General features: G+C 50.1%; 13 protein-coding genes. 1 reads left to right on the top strand and 12 read right to left on the bottom strand.

Features of this window, described 5'->3' with window-relative positions:
* Positions 1–10 precede the first annotated feature (10 nt).
* The 4 genes from P6M73_RS13085 to P6M73_RS13100 form a co-directional block, all read right to left on the bottom strand.
* A complete protein-coding gene (locus tag P6M73_RS13085) occupies positions 11–1,249 on the bottom strand; it encodes a dicarboxylate/amino acid:cation symporter (RefSeq protein WP_277853477.1) in 1,239 nt (412 codons plus the stop codon).
* A gap of 137 nt (positions 1,250–1,386) precedes the next feature.
* Entirely contained in the window at positions 1,387–2,115 is a 729-nt protein-coding gene (istB, locus tag P6M73_RS13090) for an IS21-like element helper ATPase IstB (RefSeq protein WP_277853478.1), read from the bottom strand.
* The gene (locus tag P6M73_RS13095; RefSeq protein WP_277853479.1) at positions 2,108–3,061 is read right to left on the bottom strand and encodes a Mu transposase domain-containing protein; all 954 of its coding nucleotides are present in this window, start codon (positions 3,059–3,061) and stop codon (positions 2,108–2,110) included. Before P6M73_RS13095 ends, istB begins: the two co-directional genes overlap by 8 nt.
* Positions 2,968–3,639, bottom strand: a complete 672-nt coding sequence (locus P6M73_RS13100; RefSeq protein WP_277853480.1) for a hypothetical protein — start codon at positions 3,637–3,639, stop codon at positions 2,968–2,970. Before P6M73_RS13100 ends, P6M73_RS13095 begins: the two co-directional genes overlap by 94 nt.
* A gap of 788 nt (positions 3,640–4,427) precedes the next feature.
* On the opposite strand from P6M73_RS13100, the gene P6M73_RS13105 reads away from it, so the two are divergent.
* Positions 4,428–5,609, top strand: a complete 1,182-nt coding sequence (locus P6M73_RS13105; protein WP_277853481.1) for an iron-containing alcohol dehydrogenase — start codon at positions 4,428–4,430, stop codon at positions 5,607–5,609.
* A gap of 344 nt (positions 5,610–5,953) precedes the next feature.
* Here the strand turns inward: P6M73_RS13105 and P6M73_RS13110 are convergent, their stop codons facing one another.
* The 8 genes from P6M73_RS13110 to P6M73_RS13145 form a co-directional block, all read right to left on the bottom strand.
* Positions 5,954–7,066, bottom strand: coding sequence for an alanine racemase (locus tag P6M73_RS13110; RefSeq protein WP_277853482.1), 1,113 nt, complete (start codon positions 7,064–7,066; stop codon positions 5,954–5,956).
* Positions 7,067–7,069: 3 nt separating this feature from the next.
* Positions 7,070–7,456 carry a RidA family protein gene (locus P6M73_RS13115; protein ID WP_277853483.1) on the bottom strand — a complete coding sequence of 129 codons (387 nt, stop codon included), beginning with the start codon at positions 7,454–7,456 and terminating at the stop codon, positions 7,070–7,072.
* A 284-nt stretch (positions 7,457–7,740) separates the two neighbouring features.
* Positions 7,741–9,144, bottom strand: coding sequence for a YfcC family protein (locus P6M73_RS13120; protein ID WP_277853484.1), 1,404 nt, complete (start codon positions 9,142–9,144; stop codon positions 7,741–7,743).
* A 221-nt stretch (positions 9,145–9,365) separates the two neighbouring features.
* Positions 9,366–10,580 carry a YgeY family selenium metabolism-linked hydrolase gene (locus P6M73_RS13125; protein WP_277853485.1) on the bottom strand — a complete coding sequence of 405 codons (1,215 nt, stop codon included), beginning with the start codon at positions 10,578–10,580 and terminating at the stop codon, positions 9,366–9,368.
* Between the two features lie 517 nt (positions 10,581–11,097).
* On the bottom strand, positions 11,098–11,658 hold the full coding sequence (locus tag P6M73_RS13130) for an ECF transporter S component (protein WP_277853486.1): 561 nt from the start codon (positions 11,656–11,658) through the stop codon (positions 11,098–11,100).
* Between the two features lie 5 nt (positions 11,659–11,663).
* Entirely contained in the window at positions 11,664–13,160 is a 1,497-nt protein-coding gene (locus tag P6M73_RS13135; RefSeq protein WP_277853487.1) for a 4Fe-4S dicluster domain-containing protein, read from the bottom strand.
* Between the two features lie 55 nt (positions 13,161–13,215).
* Positions 13,216–13,482 (bottom strand): thioredoxin domain-containing protein, encoded by a 267-nt coding sequence (locus P6M73_RS13140; protein WP_277853488.1) that lies wholly within the window; start codon positions 13,480–13,482, stop codon positions 13,216–13,218.
* A 471-nt stretch (positions 13,483–13,953) separates the two neighbouring features.
* Entirely contained in the window at positions 13,954–14,715 is a 762-nt protein-coding gene (locus P6M73_RS13145; RefSeq protein ID WP_277853489.1) for an SDR family NAD(P)-dependent oxidoreductase, read from the bottom strand.
* Positions 14,716–14,763: the final 48 nt, after the last annotated feature.

Here is a 14,763-nt window from a genome sequence, read left to right on the forward strand (position 1 = left end):
CGGTAAGACCTTAGATCTCGACCGTCATTTCATCATCCTCGACTTCAAGTTCCGGTTTTCCTTTAGCGATGAATCGGTGATAGTATTCGTCAACAACCACCGCAATGGCATTATCGCCGGAAACGTTGCAGGCCGTACCGAAGCTGTCCTGGGTCAGATACAGGGTGATCAGAAGCTGTCCCAGAGTCCCGGTCGGATCAATGCCGACCAGGGAAACAAAGGGCAGCGCGCTCATAATGGCTCCACCCGGAGCTCCCGGTGCCGCGACCATAGCGATGCCGAGCATCGCGATGAAGCCCATCATGAGTCCGAAGCCGTGAGGCAGTCCATACATCAGCAATACCGCAGTAACAATGCTGGTAATGGTGATGATGCTGCCTGACAGATGGATTGTGGCGCACAGCGGAACCACAAAGTCACGAATCTGCTTGGAAACACCGTTCTTCTTGGCGCATTCCACGTTGACCGGAATCGTTGCCGCGGAGGACTGGGTTCCGATGGCAGTGATGTAGCCGGGAATCTGGTTTTTAATCATTCGAACCGGGTTCTTGCGTCCGATCGCTCCGGCAATGAAGAACTGAGCGATGATGTAGAGAATATGCAGGATGATGATGATGACGAAAACTTTCCAGAAGATGGACAACACCGTAAAGACCGATCCGGAGTAGCTCAGGTTCAGGAAGTTTCCGAAGATATACAGCGGCAGGCCCGGAATGATCAGCGTATTCAGGATCTTCGTGATAATCGCGCCGAAATCAGAGAAGATATGGTAAATGGTTTCCCCGCGTCCCTGGCTTCTGAGCCATGAAATACCGATTCCGAACATAAACGCAAACACGATAGCGCCTGTGACATCGAGCAGCGGGGCCAGCGGGATGGAGAACAGCGGTGTCAGTTCAGCGCCTGTTTCCGTCAGCTTTTCCACCAGGTCCTGGCTGATGAACGAGGGGAATACACTGGTAGCCACCAGGTAGGCAACCGTACCGGCCAGAAGGGTTGACCCATAGGCCAGAATTGTCGTGACGCCGAGCAGCTTCCCGGCTCCCTCGGTCAGATCCGCTATGCCTACAATGACGAAACCAAGGATCATCAGGGGAATGACAAAGGAGAGAATGCTGCTGAAAATTTTGGAATAAGTGATCGGAATCCGAAGCAGAAACTCAGGAATGAAGTTCAGCTGACCGACAATAACACCTAAAATGATCGCGATGACTAGTTTTGGTACCAGACCTATTTTTTTCTTTTCCATACACAGTCCTTTTTCTTTAGTTTTTTTGTTCTGGTTTATCTTAACAGTCCAGTTGTAAGCAGTCAAGTAAAATAAGCCAATTTTCGCCAGAAAGTATACCAGTTTTCCACCCACTTTCTGTTGATGTTAGGTTTAGACTATAAAATTGATTTGCGGTGCTTCAGCCGGTAGCCATCTCCACTCATGTTGAAGATCTCACACTTGAAGACCAGTCGATCCAGAATGGCGGTGGTGATCACCTCGTCACCCAGAAAGCCAGCCCATTCATTGAATCCCTTGTTCGAGGTGATTACCAGGGAGGTCTTCTCGTGCATTGAGCTGACAAACCGAAAAAACAGGTTTGCCTCCGCATTGTTAACGGGAAGGAAGCCCACCTCATCAATCACCACCAGGTCGCATTTGCTGTAGTAGTTCACTCTCCGTTTGGAGGAGGGTGCGATGTCTGCTGTCTTAAGTTGCCGGATTAAATCATCCAGGCTGACAAATGACACACTGTAGCCCCGTTCCAGGGCCTCATAGGCCAATGCGGTCGCAAGATGAGTCTTGCCCACGCTGGGCGGCCCCAGAAACATGATGTTATAGGCCTCGTCGATCCAGGAGCAGTCAGTCAACCGGAGCATCTGCTCTCGGGTGACGCTGCGCTGGAAGCCAAAGTCAAACTCTTTGAGGGTTTTCTTAACGGGAAGATTCGAGCGCTTGAGCCGAAGTTGAGTGGTGCGCTCCTCCTTGAGGTGTAACTGGGCTTGGAGGTAGACCTCGACGCTCTCCAGGGGCGTCAGCCCATCCCGGAACAAGTCGTGGAAATTTAGCGGCTTGAGCCGCATAGCGGTGGCAAGCCGCACAACGGATTGCTGGGTCTTATTCATGGGTGTCACCTCCCAGATACTGATAGTCCGAGAGTTTTCGCTTTTGGGTGTTCAGATTTACGATGGTGGGATTGCTGATGGGCTGGATCTCCAGTAGTGGAGGCTGAACCACTGTGGCTTGCTGGCCAATATATTCGGCAGCGCTTTTCAGGTCATTGATGCTGTACAGCTCACGATCAGCGCAGTAGTGCATCGCTTCTTCCAGTGTCGGAAATGGCAGTTCCAAGGTCAGTTGTCTGAGCATCGTCAGGTGATCTCGATAGTATCGAGGCTTGTGCTCGCGAATTTTTCGCAGGTATGCCTTCCACTGGTCAGTGACTAAGCTGTCCAACCCTTCGAGAATCTGGCCTTCCAGCTTATCCAAAGAAGCCGACTTGTCTCTGCGGTGCTCGGTCAGTTTGATCAGAGTGCCGCGCAAAGGGCTGATGGAGTGCCTAGCCAGAAGATCATTGCCGAAGGCATCATAGATGGCCAGCTCGTCCTGGGTGGCGGTAACAGTCACTTCCGGGTGTTTTGTGTATGTTCCCTGAGGGAGAGAATACCGATTGCTGTTGTAGAGAATGGTGTTGTCTTTCCGGACCGTTCGCATTATACTTGGGCTAAGGTTATTTATTTTAGACTGTACCGCTCGCAAGTGTTCGCGTTCCAATTCAAACACTTGAGCCGGTACTTTTTTTGTCGTTCCATGGACTTTGGCGTTCCCAGTCCGCGCCAGCCAGGCCAGAAATGATTCGTTGAGATCCTCTTCCTCCATGAAGAAACGATGGGGCAGGAAGTTGCGCTTCACGAACTTAACGGTGCTCTCCACCATCCCCTTGGACTCTGGATCGGCTTTATGACAGACCCAGATATTCAGGCCCATCTGGTTTTTAAACTGCTCAAACTCATGAGTGAAGATGATGTCGCCTTTGTTCTCACTGACGACAATGATGCTGTCCTGATCCACAGCGATCTCCTTAGGGATCCCCGAAAGAATTGGAATCCGCGAGTCATGGCTCGGACTAAATCGATGGAGGTAAACGGTCGAGTCTGGAAATAGCCCCATTTGTATCGGGAGTGAGCCAGAACCATCCCCACAAAGTATACCTTGCGGGAACCTTGCCGATCCGGCAAGGGCATGTTCCTGACGCCGAAGTCCAGCTGCATCTGATGGCCCATTGGCAGTTCGTCCACAGCCTCGTAGCACCTGCCTGGCGCTGATTTAGGGATTCCGAAATCAAGCCTGAGGTTTTTAACATAGCGGCTGACCGTTCGTTCGGACGTCTCTCTTTCCGGGTAGTGTTCCAAAATCCAGTCATGGACCTGAGCAGCTGTCATGCTGGGAAAAGCGTAAAGCCAATCAAGAATGACTGGTTTGAGCTCGTCCAGTGAGCTAAGCTTGCGGTTGGCAGAAAGATAGTCCATAAACTCGTCCAAGGGCATTGCTCGGTATTTAGCGACGGTCTTACGGTTAATATTGAGGACTCTGGCAATCTGCCGTTGAGTGAACCCAATACGCTCCAGGTTTTTAATCTTACTGTACATTGAAAACTCCTTCATTTATTGAAAATCCTCCATGGTCATTGATACCCTAGAGGTTACCATACAACAGATGAAAGTGGGCTCCTTAGTGGCACAAAGTGGTATACTTTCTGGCGAAAACTGGTCCCTTTCTGATGGCCGAAATTGGTATACTTTATTTTACTAGTTACACCAGTCAGATAATAACAGTTATAAATCGGAATTTCCATTGATAATCCGATAATATATCCGCCTTTTCAACATCTTGTTTGCACAAATAACCTGCGTATGCCAAAAACCTCATAATCTCCATTGATAATAATTATCACTTAGAAAAAGTTTTTGCAACCCACTTCTTTCGAAGGCATCTTCAGCCGTTCGAACAAACCACCCTGAACGCAACCGACACATTACCAATTGAATGGAAGCCAGCAATCTGATGAAATATTCGCCTTCCCCATTCGCTGCAAATATACTATAAAACCTGTATCAATTTTATACTTCACTGTTTTATTATACATCCAACCAGTTTTTCGCTAACGCACCAATGATTCCAGCTGTTATTTTTTTCGCACTTGATTTTACCTGAGCTCACAGAGAAATATTTATCTCCAGCAAATATGATTTTTTTAAAGAAATGAGATGAAAGCCAGTGATTTATACACTTTATATCACTTTCAGCTAATCAATTCGAAATTAAAGGAAAAAACGCGGTTCATAACAATCAGATGTTAAATTGTGCACAATTGTTATATTCTGAACGCAGTGGTATTCTATTGTTAAATATTTATCTTAACAAAGGAGTAACTACAATGAGTCGATTTACTTTGCCCAGAGACCTCTATCACGGAAAAGGAACATTGTCAGAACTGAAGAACTTGAAAGGCACAAGAGCCATACTGGTAGTCGGGGGAAGCTCGATGAAAAAGCAGGGATTTCTTGATCGGGCCGTGGGTTACCTGGAAGAAGCCGGAATGGAAGTTCGGCTGTTTGAAGGAGTAGAGCCGGATCCATCGGTGGAAACCGTTATGCGCGGTGCTGAGGCAATGCGGGAATTCCAGCCGGACTGGATCGTATCCATGGGCGGGGGCTCACCGATTGATGCCGCCAAGGCGATGTGGGCATTCTATGAATACCCTGAGACTACCTTTGAGGATCTGATTATCCCCTTCAACTTCCCGCAACTCAGACAAAAGGCCAGATTTGCCGCTATCCCAACCACTTCGGGAACCGCCACTGAAGTTACTGCCTTCTCAGTCATCACAAACTATGCGACCGGCGTAAAATACCCGCTGGCTGATTTCAATATAACGCCTGATGTTGCGATTTTGGATCCGGAACTGGTTGAACATCTGCCCCTGACCCAGGTGGCTTATACCGGAATGGATGCCCTGACTCACGCCATCGAGGCCTATGTTTCCACCCTGAACAATCCCTTTACGGATCCGCTGGCTCTCCAGGCCATTGAGATGGTTCTGGATTACCTGCCGGCCTCCTATCAGAACAATCAGGGTGCCCGGGAACAGATGCACTACGCGCAATGCCTGGCAGGTATGTCCTTCTCCAATGCCCTGCTTGGAATTGTTCACTCCATGGCACATAAAACCGGTGCGGCCTTCTCGACCGGACATATTCCTCACGGCTGTGCCAATGCCATCTATCTCCCCTTTGTCATCCGCTATAATGCCAAAAATCCGGTGGCTGCAGGCCGTTATGCCGCAATTGCCCGCCGCATGGGACTGGCTGGAGTGTCCAACGAAGCCCTGATCAACAGCCTTTGCAATAAAATCCATGAGTTCAACACGCTGCTGAATATCCCCCACACCCTGCAGGAATTCGGCATTCAGGAATCGGAGTTTAAAGAAAAACTCTCCCGCATTGCAGAACTCGCCGTGGGTGACGCCTGCACCGGCTCTAATCCCAGACCGATTGATCCCATTGCCATGGAACAACTTCTGACCTGTACTTATTACGGCACAGAAGTCAACTTCTAACCGGCTCCGAAATCCCTCGCGGTCCGACCGCATACCTCCCAGGTTAACCGGACGGGACTCGTCCTCCCGTCCCACCACTTGCTTTATACCGCCAATCCTCCCGGATGGCGGTATTTTTTGATTCCTACTTCCAACCCAGGAGGCTGCAGCTGGATGACAGAAGGAACCAGATGTCATAAACCATGCCCATCCAACTCAAGATCCACTAGTATTCGCTCGCGGGAACGCCCCCGACCGTGTAATCAAAAAAACTTTGCTGCAGCAAGGAAAACCCTCAACCAAGGAATGGGTGACGGTTCTTCTTGCCGCAGCACAGGAGATTCAAATAACTTCAGACATCATCGCTATCGGAGCCTGCCGCGTCCGGCGATGGGACAGACCTCCACGACTTCTCCGTTGGATACCATATAGACTTCCTCGTGCAGGTTCATCATAGGACAGACATGGACCGGAATGATCTCCACCTTGTCCCCCACCCTGACCGCGTCGCGAAACTTCTTGCTGTAGATAATGGCGTGCTCATCAAAGACATCAAAAATGTGTACATCCGGGAACTGTTTGATGATGCCCATGCCCTCAACGGCAGTAATTCCAACGCGGCGGGTTTGCATCGTAATGCCTTTGGCGCCGACATCCAGGATGACCCGTTCGGATGTAGGGCGGCTGATCACCGTAGCCAGCACTGTTGCCGCGCACATGTCCAGGCTGCCATGGACACTTGCCATGGAGGCATCCATCAGAGCGTAGGTTCCGGGGCGAATTTCGGTGACGCCTTCCAGGATGGGGAAATCCTGCAGCAGCGATGGCGTGGAGCCGATACTCACCGTCTCCATTTCAAAACCCATGGTGCGGGCGATCTGTGCAAAACGCAGCGTACGAACTTGGGCATCCAGGTGGATCTGCCTGCATTCGGCCAGATCCTTCGCATTGTAGGAACTGCCATCATGGGAGAATACCCCCGTGATCGCTATGTCCGGAGCCTGGGTCCGGACATAGTTCAGCAGATCACGGAACTCTGTTTCCTCGATCATGCCGGAACGGTTCTCGCCTACTTCGATTTCAACAATCGTTTGGGCTTTGTGACCGCTGTCCCGGAACGCATTTTGAATGAGGGCTGCCTGTTCGACAGAGTCCAGCCCGAAAGTCAGATGCACGCCCGACTCCATCAGTTTGATAATGCGTCTGAATTTGGCTTCCCCCACAATTTCATTGGCGATAAAAATATCTCGAAGCCCATGCTCTGCCATCACCTCAGCCTCCCCCACTTTTGCCACGGTGATGCCCCTGGCTCCCCGCAGTTCCTGCATGCGGGCGATCTGCGGGATTTTGTGGGTCTTGGTGTGCGGCCGGAGCGCTACCTGCCGGCTGTCCGCATAAGACTGCATCCGATCCAGATTGCTCATCATTATCTCTCGGTCAATAATGACCGAGGGGGTATCCAACTGCATGTATCGCATGACTTATCCTCCGATGGCCGCGATCGCCTCAATCTCAACCAGACAGCCAGCATAGAGCGGTCCAGTTGGGATGACGATCCGAGCCGGTTTGTGTCCGTCAAAGAACTTGGAGTAAACTTCGTTGACTTCCCCCCAGTATGCAACATCAGTGATGTAGATGCGGCAACTTAAAACCTGCTCCCGGCTGACTCCGGCGGAACCCAGGACCAGATCAAGGTTTTTCAATGCCTGCAAAGCTTCTGCCTTGATTCCGCCCTCAGGACGCAGACCGGTAACGGGATTTATGGACAACTGACCTGACACGTAGAGCGTACCGTTATGGACGACACCAGGGGTGTAGTGCCCCCCATCCCGAACAGAGTATTCCGTTTGGATGAACTTAATATTCATGATGACACTCCTTACAATTTCAGATTACCAAAGTATTTTATGCGCATCATAGCACCATCTCCTGGGAGGGTCAATCTGATCGGACCGTCTCAATGAATTTCCTCAGTCTAACGGCCATCAGAAGATCATTTTAAGTTCCACTCCTCTCCCTTGCATGTGGAATCGGATGCAAAAAAAGAGATTGTGAGATTAAGAAATTCAGAGGAAACAGCTTTGCCGTTTCCTCTGAATTTCTTTGATCCGACAGTCTCTGAAGGAGGCTGGGGAAATATTAAGTATACTTTTTAGAATGGTCCGAACTGAGTCAGCTGGGCAACGATCATGACGATAATCGCCATGACCCATTCCATTAACAGAAGCGGAACGAAGAATTTGAGCCACTTCCGGTAAGGCACGCGGGCCAGAGCAATGGTTGCCATAAAGTATCCGGAAACCGGGTACAGAATGTTGGTCAGACCATCACCAAACTGCAGCGCCAGGACGGCAGACTGTCTGGTGACGCCGATGACATCTGCCAATGGTGCCATAATCGGCATGGTGGCAACGGCCTGGCCGCTTCCGGAGGAGATGAAAAACTCAATGATTGTCTGTGATACCATCATTCCCACAGCGGCGAAGGTAGCAGGGATTCCCTGGAGCGCACCGGCGAAGAAATGGACGATTGTATCGGTAATCTGGGCATTATTCATGACAACTGCGATACCGCGGGAGACACCGATGATCAAAGCGCCTTCCAAAACTCTGGTGGATCCTTCCACGAAGGCCTGGCTGATTTCATCGCCTTTCATTCCGGCAATGAGTCCGCCGATGATGCCGATGGCTACGAAAGCCGCACCGATCTGAGGCATGTTCCAGCCCCACTGAATAACGCCAAATACCATCAAACCGAAGATGGCAATGGATGACAAGCCTGCCAGCTGCTGCCGGGAGGACAGTTTCTTCTCAATGGGGGAGTCAGTACCCAGTTCCAGCTTGGTATTCAGGTCGATATCATACATCAGGCTGTTTTTGGCATCTTTCTGAACTTTTCTGGCATACCGGATCACGTAGATCACAGCCACGGTCATAAACGCAACTTGCGCAGCCAGCCGCAATTGCCAGCCAGACATCAGAGGCAGTCCGGAAATTTTCTGACCGATAATGGTGGTAAAGGGATTGGCTACACCCAGTGAGAAACCAATCTGGGAACCAATCAGTGCTGTGGCAGCGGCCGTGATGGAGTCAAATCCCATACTCAGCATCAGCGGCAGGATGATCGGTACATAAACCATGGTCAGTTCACACATGCCGATAAAGTTATCGATCAGTGCAAAGATAATCATCAAAATAGGAATGACTAAAATGCCTTTGCCTTTCAGTTTTCTGGTCAGGCCTTGAATCGCTCCGGTAATAACGCCGGCTTTTTCCAAAACAAACACTCCACTGCCGACCGCGAAGGTCAAAACAACGACATAGCCAGCTTCTACCATACCATCAACCGGAGATGCAAAGAACTGCACCAGGGTGGTGGGATTTTTTTCTACGGTATGGTATGAATCAGGATCTACCAGCTGACGGCCGGTCGTTTCATCAAAATTTCTTTCGTATTTTCCCGCAGGAATCAGATAAGTCAGTGCTGAGACGATCATGATAAGGCCTAAGAGAATAATAAAGGTGTGAGGAACTTTCAGTTTGCGCAGTTTTTCCATGTTATTTTTCTCCCTTATTTTTGATTAGTACTATCTAAAAAAACACTTGGAAACAACACTGTTCTTCAAACCTCCTTAAATATATTTCATCCGGTGTTCTTTAAAATCAATTGTCCCCGATCAACTCATATGCTTCGTTGGATATCTACGTGATTACTTATATGTATATCCAAATGATTACTTATGTGTTTATCCACGCATTGTTTAAATTACATACTTTCTTATTTTCTTTTTCTCATTATTTCCGAATATGTTACCGGCAGGGACGCATACAGGGCGCAACTCTTCATCAGGCTGCTCTTGAATACTTTTTCGTCGGGTGAATGAGCGAATTCAATCGATCCCGGGCCGTAGCCGATGCATGGGATCTGGTGTCGCCCCATAATGGAAACACCATTAGTGGAAAATGGCCAGACCGTAATCCGGGGAGGGGTCCGATACAGACTGGCATAAGCAGTCTTCAGACTTTCACAGACCGGGCTTTCCTCCTGAATCAGCCAGGCCGGATAAAATTTTTCCGTCGGATAAACCAGCCCAGTATAGGAGGGTTCTTCATACAGTTCGATGTCTACGACCACCTGGGCGGCCTGTACCTCCGGCAGCTGCCTGAGCTGCTTGAGTGCAAATTCCGGTGTTTCTCTGGAATTCAATCGGCGATCCAGGATCACGGTACAGGAATCAGCAACAGCGCAGCGTGAAGGCGCGGTGGATGCTATTTCCGAAATGGCCACACTGCCCTTCCCCAGCTTTCCGTCACTGGGCAGCTCTTCGTTCAGCCTCTGGATTGCTCCAATCACTGGTCCCATCTTATAGACAGCATGAACCCCCAGCTCCGGCCGGGAACCATGGGCAGATACGCCTGAGGTCGTAAGCCGGATTTCAGCCCGCCCTCTCTGACCGAGACTGATCATATCGTCACTTGGTTCTGTCAGAACCACAAACTCAGGCCGAATCCAGTCCTCTTCGATGATATATTGCCAACAACGGCCATCACAGTCCTCTTCCTGTACGCTGCAGACAAACAAGACCGTGCAGTTCCCCAGCAGATCCAGATCCTTCATGATTTTTCCGGCATACAACATGGAGGCAACGCCGCCTTTCTGATCTGTTGTGCCCAGGCCACCGATTTCCTCTGCATTCTCATATCCTGAAAAGGGATCAAAGGTCCAGTTTCCCAGGTCGCCGCAAGATACCGTATCGACATGACCGTCAAACGCAATGAGATGATCACCATGCCCCAGATAACCCATCAGGTTCCCCATGGGATCCACCCATATCCGTTCGAATCCAATCCGTTCCATTTCTTCCCTGATTCGGGCCATTGCCTTTCCCTCGTCGCCGTCATAGCTTTGAATCGCTATGATCTCACGCAGAAAGGACATCATCGGCTGCCGTATCTCCTCAACAGCCCCTAAGATCTTCGAACTGATCTCCACCTTTTCACCTCTTCCTGATTCGCATCTGCAGCAAATACATCAACTGAACCCTTTTCCCGTTAAGTACGTAAATATGAAAAAAATGAGTATTTCCAATACTTAAATTCATTTTCATCAATAATACCGGACATTTACCGACCCGAACTAACATTTATGTAATAGTTCTATCAAAATTTGTCATACAACACCATTTTTCTTAGTGGTTTGAGTACTTTTCTCGATAATTGTCATCCGTACATTTACATCTTAAGCTATGAAAATGTTCGAATAACTTAAACATTTCATTCCTTCTCCGAAAGATGATCTGCTTCCAATGTTTCCCTTTCGAGTCGACGCTCTGAAATGGCATCACCCTTTGATTGAGCTGTGGAGTTTTGAAGCCGTTGAGCTGTGGAGCTCGGGAGCTGTGGAGCAAAAGAAATTTATACAGGATATTCACGAGAAAAAAGTACGATGCTGTCCGCTCAACCGTTGAGCGGACAGCATCGTACTTCAGGCCGAAATACTGTTTATTCTGTTATTCTATGGGTCTTTTAAAGTTTTCCCGTTTCTTCAAAAGGCTGCCAAGTACCAGAGCTATGGCTCCTCCAATCAGAGCAGCGTAGAGCTGAACAAGTCCGAAGGCTACCGGAAGTCTCTGCTGCAATGCCGGCGGGATGGGGAGTCCGAAGACGGGAACAGCATACTGAGCAGCCATCATCATGACGAAAAACTTCAGTCCCGACCCAATCACAATGCCAATGACCTGCGTTGTCAGATTTCTGAGCAGGAAGCTGAACGGGATGACCAGCGCCAGGTTGCCCAGCATGATGAAGGGAATGAACGGAGCAAGTGCCGGATTGAGCTGACCGGTGGCAAAAGCCATGATGGGACTGAGCACTGCCAGCAGCATGCCATAACGGCGGCCGCAGAAAATGACCGTCAGCAGTAGCAGCGCGTTGATGAGCGGTCCGACGAATACTCGTGAAAAGTCCGGATTGAATCTTCCAAGCAGCTGGATGACAATGGCCATCCCTAAGAACAAGGCCGCCAGAATCATGGATCTGGTTTCGCGGCCGGTGGTATTTCCTGTTTTCATTCGATTTACTCCCCCTGAATTTTCGGGTTATCCAATGGTGATTTCGCAGCGGCTTTTTCCTTGAAGGCAGCCAGTGCCCGCTGGGCTTTGAGAATCGGAGCCAGTGTTCCGGGTCCACCCAGGCAACCGCCCGGACAAGCCATTCCCTCCAGTAAATAGCCATTCTTTTTGCCGGCTTTCGCGAGCTTCATCAGCTTGACGCATTCATGGAGGCCATTGGCTTTTTCCGTGAGGACCGTCCGGTCAGGCTCCAGCTGAGCCACAACGGCCGCAACCGCCCCGGCTACGCCGCCCGATTCCGCAAAACCACGTCCCAGACTGGATGAATCATCAATGGCAGCACTCACTTCCAGACCCGTCAGCTCAATGCTTTTAGCAATGAACATGCCCATGAGTTCTTCATAGGTGAGGACGAAGTCAACATAGTCCTTGACATTGTCCTGCAGCGCTTCCAGTTTCTTGGAAATGCAGGGACCGATAAACGTAACTTTGGCGTTGAAATCTTCCCGTTTAATGTGCTGAGCGGTAGCAATCATCGGAGTCGCCGAACTCGATATGTTCTTATCCTCCTCGGGGAACATCTTCTTGACCATCATTGCCCAGGACGGACAGCAGGAGGTTCCCATGTAGGGCTTGGATGCCGGAACTTCATGCAGGTATTCCCGGGCCTCCTTGATCGTTTCGATATCAGCTCCCAGTCCCACTTCCATCACTTCATCAAAGCCCAGCAGACGGATTCCCTCGAAAATTTGCTCGGGAGTGACCACCGGCCCAAACTGTGAAATGAAGGACGGCGCTACGATGGCCAGATGGCGCCCGCCGGCTTTCATGGACTTGATCAGCTGATAAATCTCGGATTTATCTGCAATGGCGCCAAAAGGACACTTCTGAATGCACTGGCCGCAGGAAACACATTTGTCCTGATTGATCTTTGCCCGCCCCAGGTGGTCCGAATCGATGGCGTTGACCCCACAGGCCTGAGCACAGGGCCGATCATACTGAATGATGGCGTTATAGGGGCAGGCGTCCCGGCAGCGGCCGCACTTAATGCATTTCTCCTGATCAATGTGGGTCTGATGCTTACCCATGGTAATGGCGTTTACCGGACAGACATTGATGCAGGGGTGCGCAATGCACTTGCGGCAGTTGGAAGTGACTTCCAGCCGTTTCGTCGGACAGGCTTCGCAGGCAAAGGTGATGACATTGACCAGTGGGGCTTCGTAAAAACGCTTCGCCACATCGGCCTCATCAATGCCTTCTGCCAGTACGCCCAGCTCACCGGCACTTCTTACCGGCAGTCCCAGCGTCAGACGGAGGCGTTCACCGACGATGGCACGCTCCTTGAAAACCGAATCCCGATAGTTGGCAACCTCTCCCGGAATGATGTCTGAGATGGCTTTCCCAATTGCCTCCCCCGGATTTTTATCTTCATAAGCAATTCGCGCGATCTCCGTGAAGATTCTTCGTCTGATGTGAATGATGTCATTATATACTTCGTACATTTGATTACTCCTTGGGTAATTATTCGAGCAAGGTTATCATTGGCTGCGGTCAGGGTTAGATGTCAGACTCCGGCATTTCCCGCCGATACCCTTCCATCACCTTTTCCATGACAACTTCTGAAGTCGCTGACAGAATCACTTCACCATCAATCATGACAACCGGACTGGCCGACTCATTGACCTTACACTGACCCAGGCATTGCTCAAATGCGATTTCCAGTGAATCCCACGACAGGAATTCCTTTAAATCCTCCAACTGCGTCTGGATCGACATATTCCCCATCGCTACACAGTTCGACCCCATACAGAGTGTTACTTTCATTTCTTTCCCCTTTCACAAGACAAATAAACTTTCGTCAATATTATATCATACCCCGGTTCTCCCCAGTCGGGAGTATCAGCTTCCCGGAGTTCTATGAGCCGTCCTTCGACTCGCCCTCTCGATCCTGCCTGACCCCAGATAAAACAGCCGACCTTGACCCAATGGTTCTTTTATGGGCTATGCACGATGGGTTTTGCACGATGGGCATTTCACCGTGGATTTTGCACGGTGGCATTACAAGATCACTTTGAGATGATCCCTGTGAGCGGATGTTGTTAAGCCAAGGACTTAGACGAACCGACCATTGACGCGATGAACTGTTTTCCTGCCTGATCAGATCAAAGAACATGACGAAACCTCATGAAGGGAGCGCAACCCCTGTTTTCACGGGGGATTGCGCTCCTGATTTTCGATTCCTTCGGGCCGGATTATTCGAATAACTCTTGAATTCAACTTCGAACAAGAGGCTGGCTAATAAGCAGTCCAGCCGCTGTCCGCCGTAATGCACTGACCATTTATGAAGCCGGAATCGTCGGAAGCCAGAAACAGTGCCACACGGGCAATTTCAATCGGCTTGCCGTTTCTTGGATTGCCGCCGATATTGGACATGACGATATTCAGCCCTTCCTGGTTGACCTTTTTCATGAAGTCACCGCTGCCGATCTCCGTTTCAACGCCTCCGGGGCAGATAGCATTGCAGCGGATGTTCTTTTTGGCGTACATATATCCCGTATTCTTGGTCAGGCCCACGACCGCGTGCTTGGCTGCAGTGTAGACCGCACCCGCTCTGGCGCCGTACAATCCTCCGACGGAAGCAATATTTATGATGTTGCCGCCGCCCTGTACCAGGAACTGCTTCACCGCGCCGCGGCTGGTATAAAATGGAGCAAACGTATTGAGGGCAAACACTTTTTCCAGCATGTCATCAGCAACATCTCCCACCGCGCTGAAATCATCCATGATTCCGGCATTATTCACCAGAATATCCAGTTTGCCTGCATCCTTCACGACTGCCTCAATCAACGACTGAGCGTCTTCTTTCTCCATCAGATCCGCGACATGCGGAATGATCCGGCCAGGCCCCTGAATACTTTCCGCCAGTTCCTGCAACCGCTCCGCCCTTCTGGCCACAGCATATACAATAGCCCCTTCCTGAGCAAACAGCGCTGCGATTTCGTGTCCCATTCCGGAGCTGGCTCCGGTAACAATGGCTACTTTACCTTGAAGCTTCATGTTTCAGACCTCCTAATGAGTTTATTTTCACAATCTCTTCTCCTAAAT

Origin of the sequence: Anaerococcoides asporogena (assembly GCF_029590275.1) — a bacterium.
In the GTDB taxonomy this organism is placed as follows: Bacteria; Bacillota; Clostridia; order Clostridiales; family Clostridiaceae; genus JG1575.

Excerpts from the sequence above, each read along its gene's own strand:
- P6M73_RS13085 (WP_277853477.1), bottom strand. The coding sequence starts at position 1,249 with ATGGAAAAGAAAAAAATAGGTCTGGTACCAAAACTAGTCATCGCGATC.
- istB (WP_277853478.1), bottom strand. The coding sequence starts at position 2,115 with ATGAATAAGACCCAGCAATCCGTTGTGCGGCTTGCCACCGCTATGCGG.
- P6M73_RS13100 (WP_277853480.1), bottom strand. The coding sequence starts at position 3,639 with ATGTACAGTAAGATTAAAAACCTGGAGCGTATTGGGTTCACTCAACGG.
- P6M73_RS13105 (WP_277853481.1), top strand. The coding sequence starts at position 4,428 with ATGAGTCGATTTACTTTGCCCAGAGACCTCTATCACGGAAAAGGAACA.
- P6M73_RS13110 (WP_277853482.1), bottom strand. The coding sequence starts at position 7,066 with ATGCGATACATGCAGTTGGATACCCCCTCGGTCATTATTGACCGAGAG.
- P6M73_RS13115 (WP_277853483.1), bottom strand. The coding sequence starts at position 7,456 with ATGAATATTAAGTTCATCCAAACGGAATACTCTGTTCGGGATGGGGGG.
- P6M73_RS13120 (WP_277853484.1), bottom strand. The coding sequence starts at position 9,144 with ATGGAAAAACTGCGCAAACTGAAAGTTCCTCACACCTTTATTATTCTC.
- P6M73_RS13130 (WP_277853486.1), bottom strand. The coding sequence starts at position 11,658 with ATGAAAACAGGAAATACCACCGGCCGCGAAACCAGATCCATGATTCTG.
- P6M73_RS13135 (WP_277853487.1), bottom strand. The coding sequence starts at position 13,160 with ATGTACGAAGTATATAATGACATCATTCACATCAGACGAAGAATCTTC.
- P6M73_RS13140 (WP_277853488.1), bottom strand. The coding sequence starts at position 13,482 with ATGAAAGTAACACTCTGTATGGGGTCGAACTGTGTAGCGATGGGGAAT.
- P6M73_RS13145 (WP_277853489.1), bottom strand. The coding sequence starts at position 14,715 with ATGAAGCTTCAAGGTAAAGTAGCCATTGTTACCGGAGCCAGCTCCGGA.